The following is a 20406-nucleotide window of genomic DNA, read 5'->3' as shown; positions in this document are numbered from 1 at the left end:
GGCGTGGTACCGGAGACGTCATGTGGGTCAGCGCGAGAAGCCGGGCACCGGGTCGCGGCTGATCGGGCCAAGCAGCCACGCACCCCATTCGGGCATGTTCGGCTTGGCCTCGCGATCGCCGGGCAGCGGCAGTTCGGTATTGCGGGCAATCGGCTGTACCAACCGCGGCGTGACGATGATCACCAGTTCCTTGTCCTGGCGCTTGTAGTCGAAGTTGCGGAAGAACGTGCCGATGATCGGCAGGTCGCCGAGCAGGGGAATCTTGTTGACCGTCGACGCCACGGTGGAACTGACCAGACCACCGATGACGAAGCTCTCACCATCGCCAAGCTCGACGGTGGTGTCGGCGCGGCGGGTGGTGATTGAAGGAATCTGCACGCCGTTCAGCGCGATCGAGTTGGTGTAGTCCAGGTCGCTGGCTTCCGGTGCAACCTTCAGCGCAATGCGGTTCGGTGATAGCACGGTGGGGGTAACGGTGAGGCCGATGCCGAAGGGCTTGTAGGTAACCGTGGTCGTGCCGAGCCCCTGCGGCTCCAGGATCGGCAGTTCGCCACCGGCCAGGAAGCTGGCGCTCTGCCCGGACAGCGCAACGAGGGTCGGCTCGGCCAGCACGCGCGCCATTCCGTTGGCCTGCAGCAGGTCCACGTCGGCATTCCACAGGCCCTTGGTCGAACCAAACACCAGCCGGAACGCCGAGGAAATCGGTGATTCGCTTTCGTTGCTGGACTCGCCTTCCTTCATGCCCGGCAGGATGCCGGTGTTGCCTGGCAGCTGCCCACCCGGTCGGGCGAATCCATAGGCGAAACCACCGTTGCGGTTCTGGAAGTTGATGCCGATCTGCTTCAGCGCCGTCTTGTTGAATTCGACCACCTTGACCTCGACCTGCACCACGCCGCCGCTGCTGATGGTGGATGCGTCGGCCAGGCTGCCATCCTTGCCCAGCGCCATCACCGCGGTCTTCTGTTCCTGCATGTGCGCCAGCACGCTGTCGCTGCTTCCCTGCAGGAGCCCCTGGTGGTCCTGTTGGGTGAACACCAGCCCGTTGGAACCGGTATCGGCAGCGCCTTGCACGGCACTCTGCACGCGCACCTGTACACGCTGCGGTTCGCTCTGTTTGCGGTGCCACAGCAGCAGGGTGGTGGTGCCCGGGGCTTTGCCGACCAGCAGTGCCTGACGCGCGCCCCGCAGCATCACGATGTCAGCCACGCCAGGGTCGGCGATGGCAACCCGTTCCAGGTCGGCCGGCAGTGTCCATGGCCGCTGCTCGCGGGTCTGCAGCAGCAGATCGTCGGCAGCCACGCTCGCACCCGGTGCCAGCAGCACCAGCAGCAGGGCCAGCCAGCGCTGGCGGACAGAGGGGCGTAGGCAGTAGCGACGTTCAGTCATGTGCGCTCTCGGCAAGTGTCAAAGGGAGCCACGGGGGGCGGCAGTGTCGCCGCGGATGATTTCGATGCCCGCCGGTCGCGGTGTCGAGCGGCGCTGCACCGGTGCACGCGCCGGCGTTTCGTGAGCGTTGCGCTGCACGCTGCTGCCGCGGCCCGCCAGTGCGTCGCCGTCCAGGCCGGCATAGGCGTTGTTCTCCGGCCGCTGCAGGGCCTGCTGCTGTTCGTTGTCCAGGCCGCGCACCGGGTCCAGTACGCCGCGCGCCTGCGGGAACAGCGCCAGGTCCGGCAGGCCGGTATCGGCGGGATTGCGCAGGGCCAGGAACAGCTTGCCCTGCTGCGCGCCGAGCAGCAGGCGGTTGGCATCGGCCACCGGTACCGCCAGCACCGCGGTGCGTGCCGGCTGTGTGGCATCGCTGCCGTTTCCGTTGCTGTGGGCGCTGCTGGAACCATTGGTGATATCGGCAGCGCGTGAGTCGTTGCTGGCCGTGGCCGGTGCCTCACCCTGGGCAGTGCTGGGTGCCACCGCAATATCCTGCTGGCCGTAGCTGAGCACGCGCAGGCGCGACAGCAGCAAACGGGTCTGTGCGATGTCCTGCTGGCCGTTGTAGCTGGTAGCAGCGCTGCGCAGGTTGAGGAAGACGTCGACGAAATCGCCGGGCAGGATGCGGTTGCCTGCCGCGACCAGTTCATCGACCGGCACCGCCAGTGCCCGTTCGCCCGGCCGCAGCTGCAGCGAGAAGCCCTGCGCGAGCAGGCTGGCGCCGATCGCGCTGCCCTCGCTGATGTCCTGCACCGGCACTTTGCCAACCACCGCTGCCAGGTCGGCCACCGCCCCCGGCACTTCTGCGGTGCGTTGTGTCAGCCGCACGCCATTGGCGCTGATCGGCTCGCCGGCAGGCAGCCGCGCGGTGGCTTCAACGACACTGAAGGTCTGCGCATCGGCCTTTACGATCGTGCTCGGATTGTCCGCCGAGGCCGCAGGCTTGCGTCCGATCACGAAGGCCACCACGGCGAGCAGCACGGCGAGCGCGATCAGAGCGATGGCGGCGATGCGGGTCAACTTGAGCATGGAAATCGTCTCCTGTACCGATCGTCAGTTGCTGCCAAGGTCCAGCTGAGCGACCGCGACGCTGCGAATAGGGGCGCCCATCACCCAGCCATAGAGCGTGGCGGTGCCGGGCAGGAAGGGGTGGGAGTTGTAGTCGTAGCTCACGGTTACGGTCATGCATTGCACCGTCGCCAGGCCGGCGCAGGGCGCCTGTGCCGACACCACGATGGCGCCGGAGCCGCCAGCGCTGCAGTCCGGGTTCTGCCTGGAAAACTGCAACAGCCATTGCATGGAGCGGCGTGCCGCCAGGCAGGCTGCGGTGCGCCGCTCACCGGCGCTGCCATAGCGCAGCGAAGCGCGCGCGCCTTCGGCCGAAGCCGTGGCGAGGGTCTGCTGCGCGGCCATGATCAGCACGCCGGAAAAGGTGAACAGCAACAGCGGCACCAGGCCGAGCAGCAGCATCAGCGCGAACTCGATGCTGGCAACGCCGCGTTGGCGGCGACGCGCGAACGCTTTCATGCCAGGCCTCCATAAGTAGTTGCCAACACCCAGCCAATCGCCGCGAAGGCCAGGTAGGCTGCGTAGGGAATACCTTGTCGACCCTGCCGCGCGGCCTGCAGTTCGCGCAGGGCAGGGTGGCCATTCCAGTGCGTGCTGGCGCGATCTACCTGCATCTGCAGGCGCAGCGGCAGGTGGCCGGCCAACTGCCGTCCGATGATCACCAGCATGGCGTGGGCACCTGCGGCCAGGCTGGCAAGCACCCATACCGGCAGCAATGCCTTCCAGCCCAGCAGCAGGCCGAGCACAGCGAAGAACTTCACATCGCCGGCGCCCATCCAGCGCACCGCGTAGAACGGCAGCAGCGCCAGCAGGCCAAGTGCCGCGCCCAGCAGGTGTGGCGCCCAGGTCGTGCGCGTTGCATTGAACTGGTTGGCGATGATCAGGGGCACGGCGATCGCGCACGCCGCCAGCAGCCAGGTGTTGGGCACGCGGCGGGCATACAGATCGCTGATCGCGATCCGCAGGCACACTCCCATGGCCAGCAATCCCAGCAGTGTCATCGCACACCCTCTTCGTCCGTCATTGGACAGCTGCAGACCCCTTCATCGCCCACCGCGGTCGCCATCGAAGCGACCGCAGGTGCTGCACCCCACGGCTAGGTGGTGGTGGCGTCGGTGGCGATGGCCTGCAGGCGGGTGAACAACGTGGTGAAGAATGCGGTGATCTGGGTTCTGCCCACCACGATCAGGATGCCGGCGATCACGGCGGCCAGCAGCCCGTATTCGAGCGCGGTCACGCCATCTTCTTCTTTAAGGAACTTGCGGATCGATGCGTTCATGACGGTTGTCTCCCTCTACCTGTCAGTTACTGCAGGACACCTGCATGGGCGGTGGCCCGGCTCCGCCGGGACCGTCCTTAGGCCTCTGCCATCCTGGCGGAGGAGGCACGGCGGGCAATCCCGCTGTGCTCAAGCAGGGTGATCATTCCCGGGCAGGGCAGCGGCCGCGCAACCGCGACCGCACGGCACCGGGCCGGTGGTCGAAACGGTATTTCGCAAGTGCATGGTCATGCTGTCCCCCTGGGTGTGGCCGCTATCTGCGTGCCCGATCACCGTGTATTCGACTTTGCCTGAATGGCGGTTCCCTGCAACCGGAACCTATATGCAAATTCGGCAGATTCGGTGAATTGCTGAATATTCAGGCGCGGATCTGTGACGCAAATCCGTTCCTGCGCAAAACGATTCATGGTCGTGCAGATAATGTGAGGTCAATCAGCGCGCATGCGAAAACCGTGCCATTCGCACATACATTTTCTTCACGCAGTCGATAATCCGACGGTGTCGAAACATCCTGTTTACGGCTGCGGATTATCGGGCATACTCGCATTCAAGGTTTTGCATTTTCAGGGGTGGACGCACGTACTTCGCAGCGGCCATCACGGCAACGGACGATGCTCTTGGAAACGGCGTGCGCCCTGTCAGGCAGTGGGGGCGGGGTCGTGCAGCAGACCAAAACGGGGGGACGACACTGTCATGGTCGATGGTGGGGTGGAAGACAACGACGACGGCGATCTCAGGTCGATCGACCTGGCCACGCTGAGCGGCGTGCTCCGCGTGTGCGATGTGGAGCTGTTGCTGCTTGATGGCAATGGTCCGCGCGCGGCATTCGCTTCGCGCGTTCATGAGGAAGCCCTGTTCTGCAGTATCACCTGCGGCTTCCATTGTCGCGGCCGATTCATGCTGCCCCCGGACTGGGCGATGCTCGGTTACCTGCACACCACCGATGATGCAATGAGCTGGTGCCATGGCGTGCCGCTGATGCCGGGCATGGCGCTGGCCGTGATGCCTGAAGGCATCAGTGAATTCACGCTCAGCCCCGGTACGCAGATGACGCTGATGCTGGTGCCGGTCGCCCGCGTGCAGCGCAAGTTGACCGAACTGAGCCTGCGCAGTACACCGCCGGCGGGGCAGGCACTTTCGCTGTTCAACCTTGGCGATGATGCAATGCCTCTGGTCCGCCATTACCAGCAACTGCATGCACAGTTGGGGCAGGGCGGCGCGCTGCAAGCGGAAGAAACCGAGCGTCTGCTGCATGAGCATATCCAGGCGCTGCTCGGTGCCGGCCCAGCCGACCGGCCGAGCTGCAGTCGTGCCCGCCGCACGCACTACCTGATCGCGCAGCGGGCGGAGAACTTCATGCGCCTCAACCTGCGGCGCAATATCTACATGAATGAAATCTGCGACGCAGCCGGCGTCAGCGAACGCGGCCTGCGCTATGCGTTCGAGGATCTGTTCGGCACCTCGCCAAATCGCTATCTGTCGATGTTGCGGCTCTGCGCAGCCTGCCGCAGCCTGTCGATGGCCGATTCCAACCGGCGCTCGGTCAAGGCCATCGCCCTCAGCTGCGGTCTGTGGGATCTGTCGCGCTTTGCCGACAACTACCGCAAGGTATTTGGCGAACTGCCGCGCGACACCCTGATGCGCGCGCCCGCACAGCTCGGCCAACCCGCCTGAGGGTATCGGCCGGGCTGCCGCCCGGCTCCCGCAGAGGCAACGGCAACGGCCGAAAGCCAAAGCCGGTTTCCTGTGGCATGGCGGGGTGGGTCCGGTTGCGGGGGACGCCGTAAACCCATCCATGGGGGCTTGGCCGCGGCATCCATGCCGCGGACACCCCCGCAACCGGACCCACCCCGCCTTCGACAGTTTCCCGCGCGCTTTAGATGTAGCGCCGGACCATGCCCGGCCGAGGGAAAGTCAGATCATCAATTTCGATTTAGATCGAAATAATCACTGAAAATCAAAGATCGATCATGTCGACAGTGAATGCACGACGGCAGATCCAACCGTCATAGGGAAACTGTCACAGGTGGGGCGGTGTGGGCTTGCAGGACCGTTGGCGCCATGGATGGCGCCATCGAGCCCCCATGGATGGGTTTACGGCGTGTCCTGCAAGCCCACACCGCCCCGCCAACCGACAGAAAACCCAGAGCCGGCTATTGCTTTGGCTTTGGCCTTGGTTTTCGCCTCTGCGGGTGCCGGGCGCAGCCCGGCCAGCCCTCCCTGCCGGTTTTGCATATGCGGCTGCCGAATCCGGCCGTGGATTTGCCGGAATGCGCGATTGCCCTGCCGGAATGAAGTGCTCAGCCCTCCCTGAAAGGCGCGAAATGTCAGTCACCTGCCTAACGGCAAGTCCACTGACATTCAAGTTGTCCGCCTACGGGGGAAATGCTCATGAACCGCATCTACCGGCGTGTATGGAACCGCCAGCTCAATGCTCTGGTTGTGGCCTCGGAACTGGCCACCGGCGATAGCGGTGGTACCGCACCGCGCGACCGTCGCGCCAGCCTCCTGGTGCCCAGCACCCTGGCCCTGGCACTGCTGTGCGTGCTGGCCAGCGGGCCTGCGGCGGCAACAGAGTCCAGCCAATCGCTGCGCGATCTGCAGGCATTGGCAGCCAAGTACACCCAGCCGATGCCGGTGAAGGTCGATGCCGAAGTGGCGCTGGCAGCGGCCGCACGACAGGCCCAGGCAAACCCGGCGATCAGTGCGAACGCACGCGTCGGCCTGCAGCTGAGCACGACCTCGCTGCCGATCGTGCGCGACGTCCTGCCGGCAACCGTGCAGGTCAAGCTGGCGGCCGGCGCCACACCGAATCAAGTGCCGGCACCGGCCCTGGCTGCCGACGTACGCGCCAACATCGGTGTTGGCAGTGTTGCTGCCACCCGTGTCGATGCCGCGCTCGCCGCGAACGTCGCACCGGCTGCGCAGGCACCGTTGGGCCTGTCTGCCAACGCGGCAGCAAAAGCCAACGTCGGCATCGCCGGTACGCCGGTTGCCAGCGTTGATGGCGGCACCCACGTTGCCACCGCAGTGAGTGCAACGCCGTCCGGGCTGAAGGCAGCCGTGGATGGCAAGGTCGATTCGCACCTGGTCGTGGCCGGCAACCACATCGAAGGACAAGGCCAGGCCGGTGCCACCGCTACGGTCGCACTGCCCGCCAAGGAAGAACTGCCGGGCGATACCGATGACCGCGCGATCACTGCCGCGTTCGATGCCGGTGTGGCGGGCAAGGTGCGCGTGCAGGGCAAGGATGGCGAGGAACTCGTCGCCGATCGCAACCTCAAGCTGGCCGGCACGGCAACCGTTGGCGTGCAGAACAGCGCGCTGGGTCTGGGCGGCCTGCTCAACGGCGTCGGCACTGCGCTGAACGGCGTCGGCAATGCGGTGGGCAGCCTGCTCAATGGCGATCTGTCCGGCACCGTCAACAACCTCGGCGGCGCCGTCGGTGGCCTGGTCGGCAATACCCTGGGCAGCCTCGGCCTGACCTCGCCGTCGGCCATTCCGCCGACCAGCCCGAAGGCGCCGGCCGCTTCCGACCCGAATGCGGGTCTGGTGATCGGCACCGGTGGCCTGGTGGGCGGTGTCACCGAACTGCTCGGTCCGACCACCGCCAGCCTGTTCGGCGGTACCGGCTACCTGTCCAACGGCAACCTCAAGCTCAGCACCGCCAACGTCATGCAGACCTATTCCACGGTCAACGTGCTCGGCCTGCCGGTGGTCAATGCCACGCCGGTCGGCACCACGCTCAATGGACTGGGCGGCGCGGTCACCGGCGGCAGCTCGCACCTGACCCTGATCGGCGGCGTCACCTCCGACAGCTACATCTACAACATCAACAACGGCAATCCCGGTGGCCTGCTGGGCCTGCTGCTGCCCAAGGATTCGCCGGCCTGGGCGGCCAAGTGCCTGGACATCGCGCTGGCCGACATCTCCTGCTGGGCGGTCAATGCCGCGCAGGACTACCAGGTGCTGATGGGCGATGGCGCCTATGCCAACGGTTCGAAAGAAGTGGTGATCGGCGCCAACGCCCGCCATGAACTGCCGAAAGTGGATGCCAATGTCGCCTTCCCCGGTGCGGGCGCCAATGATCCGAGCGATCCGACCGGTGTTCCCACCGCCGACTATGCAGCACGCATGGGCCACTCGGTGGTGGTCGGCGACAGTGCCAGCGGCACCGCCAACGGGCAGACACTCCTCGGCGCAGAGAGCACCTCCAACCAGGCCAATTCGGTGGCGCTGGGCTACCGCTCGGCTGCACTGCGCGGCGCCCAGGCCAGTTACAGCGCCTACGGTCTGACCACCGCACAGGTGTCGGCCGGCGAAGTGTCGGTGGGTACCGCCGGTGGCGGCGAGCGGCAGATCACCAACCTGGCGGCCGGCAGCGCCAACACCGATGCGGTCAACGTGGCCCAGCTGAAGGGCGCGATCAGCCAGATCGATGCGGTCGGTGCGGCGGCGGTCACCTATGACCTGGATGGTGCAGGCGACCCCAACTATCGCCGTGTCACCCTCGGCAATGGCACCGGCACCACCACGCTCGGCAACCTGGCCGCCGGCGCGGTCAACGCCACCAGCAGTGAAGCAGTCAACGGTGCGCAGCTGTTCGCCAGCAACGACACCATGGCGAAGTTCTTTGGTGGACGCGCAGCATTCGATCCGCTCACCAGCACTTTCACCGCACCGCTGTTCGAGATCAGCACCATCTCCACCGGTGGCGCCGTGGCCTCGGGGCTGTATGACAACGTCACCGACGCCTTCGATGCCGTGGACGGCTCGCTGGTCAACCTCAACACTCAGATCAACGACATCCGGAACACCGGCACCAAGTATCTGCGGGTGAATTCGACCGGTGCTGAAGCTGTGGCCAGCGGCGCTGAATCCATCGCCGTCGGCGCCGGTGCCAGCGCAACCGCCGCCAACAGCATCGCCGTCGGTGCCGGCAGCTTGGCTGATCGGGCCAACAGCGTGTCGATCGGTGCCGCAGGCGCCGAACGCCAGGTCACCAACGTCGCCGCCGGTACCGCCAGCACCGATGCGGTCAATCTGGGGCAGTTGCAGGCCTCGGAAGGGGGCGCGCTGCGCTACGACGTCAACGGTGACGGCAGCATCAACTACGGCAGCGCCACGCTTGGCCGGACCGGCACGGCCACCACGCTGCGCAACCTCGGCCCGGGCCAGATCAGCGTGGCCAGCAGCGAAGCGATCAACGGCGCGCAGCTGTTCGCGGCCAACCAGACCGTAGCCACCCACCTGGGTGGCGGCGCTGCGGTGGATGCCAATGGCGTGGTCACCGCGCCGACCTACACGCTCAACAACGTCGCCGCCAATGGCACCGTCAGCCAGGGCAGCTACAACGACGTCGGCACGGCCTTCGATGCGGTCAGCAATTCGCTGGCCAATGTTGCCGACCAGACCGATGACCTGGACAAGCGCGCAGTGAAGTACGACGTGGATGGGAGTGGCAACGTGGTCGATACCGTGACCCTCAGTGGTACCGGCGGTGCACCGGTGAAAGTCACCAACGTGGCTGCTGGCAGCATCCTGGCGGGCAGCAGCGATGCCATCACTGGCGACCAGCTGTTCAGCACCCACCAGACCGTGGCCAGCTACTTCGGTGGCAGCACCGTGTACAACGGCAGCACCGGGCTGTGGACCGCGCCGACCTTCAACATCTCCACCATCGCCACCGATGGCACCATCACCGGCAACGACTACAGCAACGTCACCGCGGCGTTCTCCGCAGTGGATGGCTCGCTGCGGGTGCTCAACCAGCGCATCAGCAACGGTGGCGGCAGCCCGTACCTGGCGGTCAACTCCACCGCCGCAGCGGCTACGGCCACCGGCGCCGAAGCACTGGCGGTCGGCCCGCAGGCCAGTGCCGCTGGCGCGGGCAGTGTGGCGGTCGGCAACGGCGCCAATGCCAGCGCTGGCAACAGTGTTGCGCTGGGTGCCGGTTCGGTGGCCAGCGTCGGCGCGCAGACCGGCTATACCGGCGCCTACGGCCAGACCGGTGCCAGCAACTCGTCCGGTGAAGTCGCTGTGGGCAGCAGCGGCAGCGAGCGCAAGATCACCCACGTGGCCGATGGCTCCGACGACCACGACGCGACAAACGTCGGCCAGCTGAAGAATGGCGTGAACTACGCCATCGATCAGTCCAAGTCCTACACCGACCAGAAGATCCAGAACATCACCAACGTCGCCGGCAGCTTCCGTGCCAACAACAGCAACAACCTGGCTGATCCGTCCGCCAGCGGTGCCAACTCCGCCGCAGGCGGTGCCGGCTCCACCGCGGCCGGGGCGAACTCGACCGCACTGGGCAATGGTTCGCAGGCGCAGGCCGACAACTCGGTGGCGCTGGGTGCAGGCTCGGTCGCCAACCGCGCCAATACGGTGTCGGTGGGTGCAGCCGGTGCCGAACGCCAGGTGGTCAACGTGGCCGATGGCTCGCAGGCAACCGATGCGGTCAACGTGCGCCAGCTGCAGGCTTCGCAGCAGGGCACGATCCGCTATGACACCACCACCAACGGCGCCACCAACTACAACAGCGTGACCCTGGGCAGCACCAGCAGTGGCCCGACCACGGTGCGCAACGTCGCCGCCGGCACCGCCGGTACCGACGCGGTCAATGTCGACCAGCTGAAGTCGGGCATGGCGCAGACGCTGGACTGGTCCAAGGCCTACACCGATGAGCGCATGGGCGGCTTCGAACGCGACCTGCGCAAGACCGACAACCGTGCTTCGGCCGGTATCGCCTCGGCGATGGCAACCGCGTCGCTGCCGCAGCCCAGCGAAGCCGGCCGCAACATGGCCTCGATCGCCGCCGGCAGCTACAACGGCGAGTCCGGCGTGGCCCTGGGCATCTCCGGTGTGTCCGAGGGCGGGCGCTGGATCTACAAGTTCAGTGGTTCCACCAACAGCCGTGGCGAGGCCGGTGTGGCCGTCGGTGCCGGCATCCAGTGGTGATCGCCCGCGCCGGGTCGCACTTGCGGCCCGGCGCAGCGGGCAACGTTTACAGGGGGAATGACATGAAATCGCATCGCATCGCTCGCAGTGGCCGCGTCGCCGCCACGCTGGGCCTGATCCTGGCCGCAGGACTGCTGGTTGCCTGCCGCAGCCACGCACCGGCCGCCGACGGTCCCGCCGGCAGTACTGCCGTCACCTTCCCGGAGGCGAGCAAGGCATCGCTGAAGGAAGGCATCTATCCCGATATCGCCGACCTGCGCCGGTTCGCGCCGGGCATGAGCAAGCGCCAGCTGTATACGCTGCTCGGCACCCCGCACTTCAATGAAGGCATGTGGGGCGTGCGCGAGTGGAACTACCTGTTCAACTTCCGCACCGCACAGGGCGCCGAATACTTCACCTGCCAGTTCCAGGTGCGCTTCGACAACAAGGGCGTCGCCCAGGGTGGCTACTGGAAGCCTGAATCCTGCGCAGCGGTACTCGACCCGCCGCGTCCACCGCCGCCGCCGCCACCGCCGGCGCCCTTGCCGGAGCAGCCGCTGCGACTGGCTGCCGATGCGCTGTTCGGTTTCGACAGTGCGGTGCTCAGTGCCACCGGCCAGCAGGCAGTGCAGGGTGTGCTGGCGCAGGTGCGTGAGGCCAGCCAGGTGCAGTCGATCCAGGTGGTCGGCTACACCGACCGCATCGGCAGCGCTGCCTACAACCAGACGCTGTCGCAGCGGCGTGCCGAGGCGGTGCGCATGGCCCTGGTCCAGGGCGGCGTATCAGCGGCGAGCATCAGTGCCGAAGGTCGGGGCGCAGCGGAACCGCTGGTGCAGTGCGCCCAGCGCAACCGGCGCGAACTGATCGCCTGCCTGGCGCCCAACCGCCGGGTGCAGATCGCCGGCGTGGCCCGAGCGCACTGAATCCCCGTGCCGGGGCATGCCCCGGCATCCCGAGTCCCCCCTGTTCTGCCGGCAGGACGTGGAAACGTCTCCCCCGTTTTCCACGCCTGCCGGTGGGCAGGTTTCTTCCCTGGTGCACCTGATGAATGCCCAATTCCTGCCCTTGTCCATGAAGACGGAAGCCACTCTCAGCGTGTACGGCCAGCTCGGCAACCATGCGGTCGTGCGCATTCCCGGGCGCCGACTGCCGGGCCTGATCCTGCAGGCCGACACCGTTGCCGGCTTCCTCACCCAGCTGCAGGAGGCGCAGGCCTGCCTGCGCAGCGGCCGCGCGCAGCGCGCCGATGCCGAGCTGGACATGCTGGTCGACATGCTCGAGCAGTGGTACGCGCTGATCGAATCGCGCCTGGCCGATGCAGGCGAGGCGCTGTAGAGAAAAAAGGGACGGAGGGGATTACGTTGTTTCCCGCACAACCGGGGTATGAACGACGTAATCCCCTCCGTCCCCTTTTCTGTTGCTAGGCGTGGGCGCGGATCATCCAGCAGGCGGCCTCCACCCGCACGCGATCCTCTTCGATGAAGGGTGCGAACGCGGCCAGCGCCTGTTGCAGCAGCGCATCGGCGCGTTCGGCCGGCAGCGCACGCAGGGCCAGGCCCACGGGCCCGAGCTGGCCGACGTAGCTGGTCAACGCATCACGGGTGAGGAAACAGGTCAGGTCCAGCGGCGATACGTCCACGTTCTGCCATCCGGCACTCTGCAGCAGCTGGCGCACCCGCTCGCCATCAGCGAGGGCGAACTGTCCTGGCGCACCGGGTGCTCGCGTTGGCAGCGCCAGCTGGTCTGCAAGAGCGCGTTCGGCCGTGGTCATGAACGGATTTTCCTGTGCGCTGCGCCAGGCGATGAAGCGCAGGCCTGCACCGGCTCGGGCGGCACGGTGCAGGTTGGCGAAGGCGGCCTGCGTGTCCTCGAAGAACATCACCCCGAACCGCGACTGGATCCAGTCGTAGCGCGCTGTCGCGAAGGCATGGCGCTGCGCGTCGGCAACGATGAAGTCGATGTCGCGCCCCATCGCGACGGCACGCTGGCGGGCGAGGGCGAGCATCGGTGCGGAGATGTCGACGCCGGTGCAATGCGCATCAGGACGCGCCGTGGCGGCGGTCAGCGTGCTGGCGCCGGTGCCACAGCCGATGTCCAGCAGTTCCGTGACGGTAGCCGGCAGTTCGTCGCGCAGGGCATCGGCCATCGGTTGGAACAAGCTGTCCAGTATGGCCTGCTGCGCAACCCAGTTCTCGCCAGCGGGGCCATTCCAGAGCGTGTTCTGATCGAGCGGGAGTGAATCGGCCATGGGCTTGCCTTGCGCGGGGAGTGCGACCATGGTGGCGCTTGAAGCCCACTTGAGGTCAAGCACGATGCAGGAACTGGATATCGGTGAGGTGGTCCGCCGCAGTGGCGTACCGGCCTCGACCCTGCGCTACTACGAGCAGCTGGGCCTGGTGCAGGTGCTGGGGCGGCGCGGCCTGCGCCGGCAATACCACGAACAGGTGCTGGAACGACTGGCATTGATCGGCTTGGGGCAATCTGCGGGTCTGTCGCTGCAGCAGATCGGCGCGGCGATGCCGCAGGGGGCAGGGCTTGCTTTGGACCGCACGACATTGCTGGCCCAGGCCGACGCGCTGCAGCGCCAGATCCGCGAGCTGCAGCGGGTGCAGGATCGGTTGCGGCGGGCTGCGGCCTGTCCACACGCCGAGGATGCGCGGCGCTGCGCCTCGTTCCGCAGACTGCTGCGCGCGCAGCAGCGCCTGGCGCATGCATGAGCGGTAGATCCACGCCATGCGTGGATGAACTACCGACATGCGTTCAATCGCGGGTGCTGACTTCCCACGTGGCGTGCAGCACGCCAGGCACCTGCTCCATCCGCGCCAGCACCACGTCCAGCTCGTCGGCGCTGACCGCCGTGCTGACCAGGACTGCGATCACGTCGGTAGGCGCATCGGTGTGCTCGACCAGCTGTACGTCGCCAACGGGGTACTGCGCTGCTTCCAGTGCATCCACCAGGCGCTCGCGCACGCGCGGCACCGCGTCGGCATCCACGCTCAGGCGCACTTCGTAGGTCGCCTCGCTGGCGGCTTCGTTGATCGGGATGCGGTTGATCGCGTTCACCAGCGGGCGCAGCAGGGTATTGCCGGCAATGATCAGGACGGTCAGCAGCACGCCTTCGGCCAGCATGTCCGCGCCGGTGCAGCTGCCCACGGCCGCCGAGCACCACAGCGTCGCGGCGGTGTTCAGGCCGCGCACGTTCATGCCTTCCTTCATGATCACGCCGGCGCCGAGGAAGCCGACGCCCGAGACCACGTACGAGATCACCCGTACCGCCTCGGCGCTGCCGGCGATACGCATGCCCAGATCAACGAAGGCGGCGGCGCCGACAGCCACCAGCACGTTGGTGCGCAGGCCGGCGGTGCGCTGCCGGTACTGGCGCTCGGCGCCGATCAGGGTGCCGAGCACGAACGCCGCCAGCAGGCTGACCACGGTGTCGGCGAAGGGACCGGACTGGAAGGTTTCAATGAAGCGCATGGCCGCAGTCTACCTCCCGCAGGTGACAGTAGATCCACGCCATCCGTGGATGGGTTGTGGGGTGCCGGGACATCGTCCACGCATGGCGTGGACCTACCAGTCGACGCGCGGTCGGCGGCCTGGCTGTGCAGTAGAGCCACGCCATGCGTGGATGGGTGGGGGGGCCGGGGACATCATCCACGCATGGCGTGGATCTACTCGTCGACGCGCTCGCCCATCATTTCTCGCTGGCGCTTGTCCAGTTCTTCCGCATAGCGCTTGCGCACGAATGCTTCGGACACCACGCCCAGTACCTGGCCGTCGTCGTCCACCACCGCCAGCTCGTCGGCCTGGGTCTGGTCGAACCGCTGCATCACGCTCACCACGTCCGCGTTGGCGGCAAGGGCCACATCGCGGTTCTCGGCGAACGTCCCCACCACGTCCTCGGGCTTTACGCCGTCACCGAACAGGCGTGGGATCTGCACGATGCCGGCGTAGTGGCCTTCACTGTCGATCAGGATCACCCGGCTGCCCGAGCCCAGCGGGAATCGCTGGCGGAAGGCGGCGGCATCGAGGTCGGCCGGGGCAGTCGCTACGCCTTTGCGCATCATCCGCCCGGCATTGAGGTTGTGCACCCAGCCGATGTCACGCGCACTCTTGATGGTTTCCCCGCGCAGATGCATGCGCCAGGTCGAGAATGAGTAGCCGAACCATTGCCGCACCAGGGTGCTGGACACCAGTACCGCGCTCATCACCACGCTGGTCAGCAGGAAATCGTGGGTGCCTTCCAGCACCAGCATGGCCATGGTCATCGGCGCGCCAACCACGGCCGCGGCCAGTGCGGCCATGCCCGCCAGCGCCGCCGACGTGGCGTCGACCACCGGCACGCCAGTGGCCATCGCCAGCAGCCCGGCAAACAGCGTGCCGACCAGGGTGCCCATGAACAGCGAGGCGAAGAACAGGCCGCCGCGGAAGCCGAAACCCAGCGAAATGCCCGACGCCAGGCATTTGAGGGTCAGCAGTCCGCCGATCCAGATCAGCGGCAGATGGGTGGTCAGGTCCAAGTGCAGCGCGCCGTGGCCGGATGACAGCACCTGCGGGCTGGCCAGCGCCAGCGGAATCAACAGCAGACCGCCCACCACAGGGCGCCCCCACAGCGGCAACGGGCTGCGCTTGACCGTGCCCTCGATGGAGGCGATCAGGCGCATCACCGCGATGCCGACCATGGCACAGCAGCAGCCGAGCAGGCCGTAGATCGCATAATCGGCTGCGCGCACGTCGATGGTGGATGCCGCCGGCAGCAGGTAGGCGTCCACGCCGGCCTGGTCGGCAACAAAGGCGCCGGCCAGCGCCGCAACCGCAACCGGCGCCAGTGCGGCCGGGGTGTAGGCACCGATGACGATCTCAAAGGCATAGAACGCCCCCGCAAGCGGTGCGCCGAAGGCCGCGGCGATCGCACCGGCCGCGCCGGCCCCCACCAGGATGCGCACGTCGTTGCGGCGCAGGCGCATCACCCGCCCCAGCTGCGAGCCGCTGCCGGCACCCATCTGCGTGTACGACGCTTCCAGTCCGACCGACGCGCCGCAGCCGTTGGAGACCAGGGTCTGGGTCAACACGATCAGGTTGTCACGCATCGACATGCGGCCGCCGTGCAACGCATTGGCTTCCACGGCGTCCAGCAGGGGGCGTTTGAGGCGCGTTGCAGCAAGGCTGACCAGGCCCACCACCAGGCCGCCCAGCGGCAGTACCAGCAGCGCGGTCCAGGTCAGCGCGGGCAGCGAGCTCAGGCGCATGCCCTCGTCCAGCCCATACAGCGCCGTCTGCAGGGTGCGTGCCAGCCCCGCCTGCAACAGGGTCAGGCCGCCGGCGATCAGCCCGACCAACAGGGCCAGGGCGATGAACCACAGGTCGCTGCCGCGAAGGCGCAACCGCAGGCCCTGGAAGGCCAGATGCAGGCGCGATGGCGAAGCGGTGGAGGACATGGTGGCCGCATGATACGCCGCCACCGTGAGCGCCACCGTTACCGCATCAGGCGACTTCCACGCTTAGAAGCGGTAGCGGCCCTGCACGTAGAACGTGCGCGGTGCGGCCACCATGCGCCCGGCGTTGCCATCCACGTTGCGGGTGTACCAGCGCTTGTCGGCCATATTGTTCACGCCCACCGCGACCTCGCTGTCGGCCAGCCAGGGCAGCTGCCAGGCGGCCTGCGCGTTCCACAGGCGTACACCCGGCACACGGCCCACGCGGGCATCGGCGGTTTCATTCCAGGTGTTGGCGGCATCGGAGAACTGGCCGCTCTGGTGGGTGCTGGACACGTTGAAGGTCCAATCGGCCAGCGCATAACGGGCGCCGACACTGTCGGTATCGCGTGAGTAGAACGGCACATCCAGGCCGCGGTTGTCGCCGGACTGCTGGATGGCCTTGGTCCAGGTGTAGTTCGCGTACAGCTCCAGTCCGGCCAGCGCGCTGCTTTCGGCGAAGCGGTATTCGATCGCGCTTTCCACACCCTTGTGGTCGGTGGCGCCGATGTTCTGGAACGTAGGCGGGGTGATGCCCGGAATCTGCAGGATCTGGTTGTCGAAGCGCATCTTGAATACGGTCACTTCCGCGCGCAGCGCGCCATCCTGCCAGCGCGCACCCAGCTCGGTGGTCCTGGCGATTTCCGGGTTCAGCGGGTTGGTCGCGCTCTGCGAGTTGAGCTGGATGTTCTGCACCGGCCCGAACGAGGTGGTGTAGTTGCCGAACACGGTCAGCTGCGGGGTCAGCAGATAGGCGACGTTGAGCGAGGGCAGGGCCTTGTCGTTGCGGCTGCTGAAGGTTGCGCCACCACCGGCCTGCTGGCGGTCCATGTCGATCCACTCCATGCGCACGCCGGGGGTGATCCGCCACTGGCCGATGGCGATGCGGTCATCAACGTAGAACGAGTGCGCATCGGTGGCGTTGTCGAAGCGGGTGGTGGCGCCGGCCGCACCGGTACGGCGGGTCACGGTGTAGCTGCGGTCGTTGCCGCGCTCGCGCAGGAAGCGGTAGCCAGCGGTGATGTCGTGCACGCTGCTACCCCAGTGCAGGCGCTGGGTGTAGCGCGGTTCGATGCCGAGCACGCGGTAGTCGCGCGGCTGCACGGTGATCTGCGTGTTGGCGGCATTGATCAGCGAGCTGGCGCGATTGCTCTCGTTGTAATACGCCAGCACCTCGAACTCGCTGTTCTCCGACAGCGTGTTGGTGTAGCCCAGGTCGATGCCGGTGCGATGACCCTTCCAGAAGTCGGTCGGCCGGGTGTTCTGGAACGGGTCGGCTTCGTACTGGGCGCGGGTCAGGCCGCCCGGAGTCAGCGAACGCACGTTGTAATACGAGAGTTTGGCGCGCAGTTCCTGTTGCGCATCGATGGCATAGGCGAACTTCAGTGCCAGGTCGTCGAAACGGTCATCACTGCCTTGGCGCCAGCCGCGGCCGTCCTGCCCGGAATACAGCAGGGCCATGCCCAGACCGTTGTCGGCGGTGCCGCCGAGGAAGGCGTTGTACTGCGTGCTGTCGCCGCCGCCGTGGTCGTAGGCGCTGTAGCGCACGCCGGCCTCGCCGTGCAGCCCAGCCGCGGTCGGAATCGCACGCGTGCTGAAATTGATGATGCCGCCGACATTCTGCGGCCCGTAGCGCACCGCGCCGCCGCCACGCACCACGTCGATCGACTCGATGTTGGCCAGGCTGGCCGGGGCAAACGACAGCTGCGGCTGGCCGTACGGCGCAACCGCGAGCGGCACGCCGTCCAGCAGGACGGTCGAGCGCGGCGAGTAGCGACCGGTCAGGCCACGCACGCCGATGTTGAGCGACACAGAGCTGCCGGCGGTGCCGGAGTTGTCGGTGACCTGCACGCCGGGAATGCGGCGCATGGCATCGCCCAGGCTGGCAGCGCCGCTGGCCTCGATGTGCTGGCGGTCAACCACGGTACGTGCGCCGGCGAAACTCTTGACGCTGTCGTGCAGGCCGGTGCCCAGCCAGCTGCCCGATACCTGGATGCTGTCGAGCGTGGTGGCGCTGTCCTGCGCGAGGGCGCCGGCAGCCGGGATCAGGCACAGGGCGAGGGCGGCGGCCAAGGGCAGGCGGGCCGGTTGCAGGGCAGGAATGGGCATCGTTGCGGGCAGTGGAAGGGCGTAAATGAGAATTATTGCTGATTCCATTCGCCATTGGAATCGGCACACGGTTCAGCGCTTTGACCCGGTGGTAAAGTTATTGATTGCCTCCTGACCCGCTGAGATCTGCCATGTCTACTGCTGCTTTCTACCCCGTCGGAACCCCTGGCCAGCCGTGGGGCGTGGCGGAACGGGAGCAGTGGCGTGCGCGCCAGCAGCGCCTGCGCCGTTACGACGAGGAAGTGCTGCCGCGCGTCGATGCCTTGGCCGAGCGCTTCGACAAGGTGGCCTACGGCCAGCTCGACTATGCAGGCGAGACCTACACCCTGTTCGCCCTGCGCAGCCGCGACTGGAACCCGGCACTGCCGGCCGCGCTGGTGACCGGCGGTGTGCACGGCTACGAGACCAGTGGCGTGCTGGGCGCGCTGGAATTCCTCGAAAAGCATGCCGCCAACTATGCCGGCAAGGCCAACCTTCTGGTCGCGCCGTGCGTGAACCCGTGGGGCTTCGAGCGCATCAACCGTTGGAACTTCGATGCGATCGACCCGAACCGCAACTTCCGCGCGGACGGCCCGGCCCGCGAGTCGACGGCGCTGATCGAACTGATCGCACCGTTGAAGGGCCAGTTCGTGCTGCACATCGACCTGCACGAAACCACCGACAGCGACGAGAGCGAGTTCCGTCCCGCACTCGCCGCGCGCGACGGCAAGCCGTTCGAGCCGGGCCTGATTCCCGATGGCTTTTACCTGGTGGACGACAGCGAGAATCCGCAGCCGGCCTTCCAGCAGGCCGTGGTTGCCGAAGTGGAGAAGGTCACCCATATCGCACCGGCCGACGACAAGGGCGAGATCATCGGTTCGCCGGTGGTCGCGCACGGCGTGATCGAGTATGCGCTGGTGCCGCTGGGCCTGTGCGCCGGCATCACCGGGGCGAAGTACACCACCACCACCGAGGTCTACCCGGACAGCCCGCGCGCGACGCCGCAGCAGTGCAACGACGCGCAGGTGGCAGCGGTGTGCTCGGCGCTGGACTACGCGCTCGCCCATCGTTGATCGGTAGTGCCGGCCGCTGGCCGGCAACCACGGGACAAGGGGATGCCGGCCAGCGGCCGGCACTACCTCACCCCAATGCCTCGGCCCACCACAACGCCGCCGGCCCCGGCGGCGTATCGCGGCGCCACACTAGGTCGCTGTGGATGCGGCGCGGCCAGCCAGGCACGCGCAGTTCCAGCAGGCGGCCACGGTCGTAGCGCTGCACCAGCGCACGTGGCAGCTCGGCCCAGCCGATGCCGTCCTCGGCCATCTCCATCACCATCAGGTAGTCCGACGCGGTCCATGCCGGGCCGCTGATCGGCGGTGCGTGGTCGACCTGCGCGCTCAGCCGCACCTGCCGATGCCGGGCCAGTTGCGCCGCCGCGCGCACGCCGGCCTGCGCCAGCGGGTGGTCGCTGGCCACGTACACCGCCAGTTCGCTGTGGTGGGCCAGGGGCTGGGCCACCAGCGCATCGGGGTACTGCGCCTGGCGCGGCAGCAGTCCCAGCCCGGCGCGGCCAGCATCCACCAGTTCCAGCACGTCCCGTCCTTCGGCATCCAGCCATTCCAGTTCGATCTCGGGAAATGCCTCGGCAAACCGCTGCAGCACACGTTGCGCTGGATCGAGCTGGTAGACATCGGAGAACACCACGGTCAGGCGTGGCTCCACCGGCGCCGCTAGGCGCACGCTCAGCTGCTGCAGGCGCGCGTCGGCGGCGAGGATTTCCTGCGCGTGGCCCAGCACCTGCCGACCAGCGTCGGTCAGCTGTGGATAGCGGCCGCTGCGGTCGAACAGGACCATGCCCAGGTCCGCCTCCAGATGGGCGATGGCGGTACTGACCGTGGACTGGGTCTTGCGCAGCCGGCGCGCGGCCGCCGAGAACGAGCCCAGCGCGGCGGCCTCGACGAAGGCCTGCAGGGATTCGGGAGAATAGGGCATTGATCCATCGCTCCTGTCGATGGAATCCATTTTGATACCACCGTAAAAGGCGATGATACTGGCCGCCGTCGCCCCTGTCTGCGGGGGCGTTCCGGATCATCCACGCACGGCGTGGATCTATTGATGACGGGGCGCGGT

At 67.0% G+C, this 20406-nt stretch carries 16 protein-coding genes; 6 read left to right on the top strand and 10 right to left on the bottom strand.

What is annotated here, in order from left to right; translation table 11 throughout:
- Positions 1-27: 27 nt before the first annotated feature.
- The 5 genes from ACQ5SA_RS02910 to ACQ5SA_RS02890 all read right to left on the bottom strand — a co-directional run bounded on the left by ACQ5SA_RS02910 (position 28) and on the right by ACQ5SA_RS02890 (position 3772).
- Positions 28-1386 (bottom strand): type II and III secretion system protein family protein, encoded by a 1359-nt coding sequence (locus ACQ5SA_RS02910; protein WP_499312564.1) that lies wholly within the window; start codon positions 1384-1386, stop codon positions 28-30.
- 18 nt (positions 1387-1404) lie between these two features.
- Positions 1405-2454: a Flp pilus assembly protein CpaB gene (gene cpaB, locus ACQ5SA_RS02905; RefSeq protein ID WP_499312563.1), complete on the bottom strand. Its 1050-nt coding sequence runs from the start codon at positions 2452-2454 to the stop codon at positions 1405-1407.
- 24 nt (positions 2455-2478) lie between these two features.
- Complete coding sequence (locus ACQ5SA_RS02900; protein WP_499312560.1) at positions 2479-2952, bottom strand: TadE/TadG family type IV pilus assembly protein; 474 nt, start codon at positions 2950-2952, stop codon at positions 2479-2481.
- The gene (locus tag ACQ5SA_RS02895) at positions 2949-3494 is read right to left on the bottom strand and encodes an A24 family peptidase (RefSeq protein WP_499312557.1); all 546 of its coding nucleotides are present in this window, start codon (positions 3492-3494) and stop codon (positions 2949-2951) included. The genes ACQ5SA_RS02900 and ACQ5SA_RS02895 overlap by 4 nt, the downstream gene beginning before the upstream one ends.
- Positions 3495-3589: 95 nt before the next feature.
- Positions 3590-3772, bottom strand: a complete 183-nt coding sequence (locus ACQ5SA_RS02890; RefSeq protein WP_025878547.1) for a Flp family type IVb pilin — start codon at positions 3770-3772, stop codon at positions 3590-3592.
- Between the two features lie 693 nt (positions 3773-4465).
- Here ACQ5SA_RS02890 and ACQ5SA_RS02885 point away from each other — a divergent pair.
- The 4 genes from ACQ5SA_RS02885 (at position 4466) to ACQ5SA_RS02870 (ending at position 12049) form a co-directional block, all read left to right on the top strand.
- Positions 4466-5446 (top strand): AraC family transcriptional regulator, encoded by a 981-nt coding sequence (locus tag ACQ5SA_RS02885; protein ID WP_499313308.1) that lies wholly within the window; start codon positions 4466-4468, stop codon positions 5444-5446.
- Positions 5447-6163: 717 nt separating this feature from the next.
- Complete coding sequence (locus ACQ5SA_RS02880; protein WP_499312551.1) at positions 6164-10735, top strand: YadA-like family protein; 4572 nt, start codon at positions 6164-6166, stop codon at positions 10733-10735.
- Between the two features lie 62 nt (positions 10736-10797).
- On the top strand, positions 10798-11637 hold the full coding sequence (locus ACQ5SA_RS02875; protein ID WP_499312549.1) for an OmpA family protein: 840 nt from the start codon (positions 10798-10800) through the stop codon (positions 11635-11637).
- Positions 11638-11758: 121 nt separating this feature from the next.
- Complete coding sequence (locus ACQ5SA_RS02870) at positions 11759-12049, top strand: DUF6959 family protein (RefSeq protein WP_170929478.1); 291 nt, start codon at positions 11759-11761, stop codon at positions 12047-12049.
- Positions 12050-12134: 85 nt separating this feature from the next.
- Here ACQ5SA_RS02870 and ACQ5SA_RS02865 read toward each other — a convergent pair whose 3' ends face one another.
- Complete coding sequence (locus tag ACQ5SA_RS02865) at positions 12135-12962, bottom strand: class I SAM-dependent methyltransferase (protein WP_499312546.1); 828 nt, start codon at positions 12960-12962, stop codon at positions 12135-12137.
- Positions 12963-13026: 64 nt separating this feature from the next.
- On the opposite strand from ACQ5SA_RS02865, the gene ACQ5SA_RS02860 reads away from it, so the two are divergent.
- Positions 13027-13431, top strand: a complete 405-nt coding sequence (locus ACQ5SA_RS02860) for a MerR family transcriptional regulator (protein ID WP_230110081.1) — start codon at positions 13027-13029, stop codon at positions 13429-13431.
- 43 nt (positions 13432-13474) lie between these two features.
- Here ACQ5SA_RS02860 and ACQ5SA_RS02855 read toward each other — a convergent pair whose 3' ends face one another.
- From ACQ5SA_RS02855 to ACQ5SA_RS02845, 3 genes are all read right to left on the bottom strand, one after another.
- On the bottom strand, positions 13475-14191 hold the full coding sequence (locus ACQ5SA_RS02855) for an MgtC/SapB family protein (protein WP_205404385.1): 717 nt from the start codon (positions 14189-14191) through the stop codon (positions 13475-13477).
- Positions 14192-14385: 194 nt separating this feature from the next.
- Entirely contained in the window at positions 14386-16152 is a 1767-nt protein-coding gene (locus ACQ5SA_RS02850) for a chloride channel protein (RefSeq protein WP_230109944.1), read from the bottom strand.
- A gap of 63 nt (positions 16153-16215) precedes the next feature.
- Positions 16216-18297 (bottom strand): TonB-dependent receptor family protein, encoded by a 2082-nt coding sequence (locus tag ACQ5SA_RS02845; RefSeq protein WP_499312540.1) that lies wholly within the window; start codon positions 18295-18297, stop codon positions 16216-16218.
- 131 nt (positions 18298-18428) lie between these two features.
- Here ACQ5SA_RS02845 and ACQ5SA_RS02840 point away from each other — a divergent pair, with 131 nt between their 5' ends.
- A complete protein-coding gene (locus ACQ5SA_RS02840; RefSeq protein ID WP_499312538.1) occupies positions 18429-19349 on the top strand; it encodes a M14 family metallopeptidase in 921 nt (306 codons plus the stop codon).
- A 67-nt stretch (positions 19350-19416) separates the two neighbouring features.
- Here ACQ5SA_RS02840 and ACQ5SA_RS02835 read toward each other — a convergent pair whose 3' ends face one another.
- A complete protein-coding gene (locus ACQ5SA_RS02835; RefSeq protein ID WP_033831329.1) occupies positions 19417-20268 on the bottom strand; it encodes a LysR family transcriptional regulator in 852 nt (283 codons plus the stop codon).
- Between the last annotated feature and the right edge of the window lie 138 nt (positions 20269-20406).

The organism is Stenotrophomonas indicatrix, assembly GCF_050573115.1.
Classification (GTDB): Bacteria; Pseudomonadota; Gammaproteobacteria; order Xanthomonadales; family Xanthomonadaceae; genus Stenotrophomonas; species Stenotrophomonas lactitubi_A.
The sequence above is the reverse complement of the archived record's forward strand: the minus strand, read 5'-3'. Positions and strand labels throughout refer to the sequence as shown.

Coding starts and splice junctions, on each gene's coding strand:
- ACQ5SA_RS02910 (WP_499312564.1), bottom strand. CDS start 1,386: ATGACTGAACGTCGCTACTGCCTACGCCCCTCTGTCCGCCAGCGCTGG.
- cpaB (WP_499312563.1), bottom strand. CDS start 2,454: ATGCTCAAGTTGACCCGCATCGCCGCCATCGCTCTGATCGCGCTCGCC.
- ACQ5SA_RS02900 (WP_499312560.1), bottom strand. CDS start 2,952: ATGAAAGCGTTCGCGCGTCGCCGCCAACGCGGCGTTGCCAGCATCGAG.
- ACQ5SA_RS02895 (WP_499312557.1), bottom strand. CDS start 3,494: ATGACACTGCTGGGATTGCTGGCCATGGGAGTGTGCCTGCGGATCGCG.
- ACQ5SA_RS02890 (WP_025878547.1), bottom strand. CDS start 3,772: ATGAACGCATCGATCCGCAAGTTCCTTAAAGAAGAAGATGGCGTGACC.
- ACQ5SA_RS02885 (WP_499313308.1), top strand. CDS start 4,466: ATGGTCGATGGTGGGGTGGAAGACAACGACGACGGCGATCTCAGGTCG.
- ACQ5SA_RS02880 (WP_499312551.1), top strand. CDS start 6,164: ATGAACCGCATCTACCGGCGTGTATGGAACCGCCAGCTCAATGCTCTG.
- ACQ5SA_RS02875 (WP_499312549.1), top strand. CDS start 10,798: ATGAAATCGCATCGCATCGCTCGCAGTGGCCGCGTCGCCGCCACGCTG.
- ACQ5SA_RS02870 (WP_170929478.1), top strand. CDS start 11,759: ATGAATGCCCAATTCCTGCCCTTGTCCATGAAGACGGAAGCCACTCTC.
- ACQ5SA_RS02865 (WP_499312546.1), bottom strand. CDS start 12,962: ATGGCCGATTCACTCCCGCTCGATCAGAACACGCTCTGGAATGGCCCC.
- ACQ5SA_RS02860 (WP_230110081.1), top strand. CDS start 13,027: ATGCAGGAACTGGATATCGGTGAGGTGGTCCGCCGCAGTGGCGTACCG.
- ACQ5SA_RS02855 (WP_205404385.1), bottom strand. CDS start 14,191: ATGCGCTTCATTGAAACCTTCCAGTCCGGTCCCTTCGCCGACACCGTG.
- ACQ5SA_RS02850 (WP_230109944.1), bottom strand. CDS start 16,152: ATGTCCTCCACCGCTTCGCCATCGCGCCTGCATCTGGCCTTCCAGGGC.
- ACQ5SA_RS02845 (WP_499312540.1), bottom strand. CDS start 18,297: ATGCCCATTCCTGCCCTGCAACCGGCCCGCCTGCCCTTGGCCGCCGCC.
- ACQ5SA_RS02840 (WP_499312538.1), top strand. CDS start 18,429: ATGTCTACTGCTGCTTTCTACCCCGTCGGAACCCCTGGCCAGCCGTGG.
- ACQ5SA_RS02835 (WP_033831329.1), bottom strand. CDS start 20,268: ATGCCCTATTCTCCCGAATCCCTGCAGGCCTTCGTCGAGGCCGCCGCG.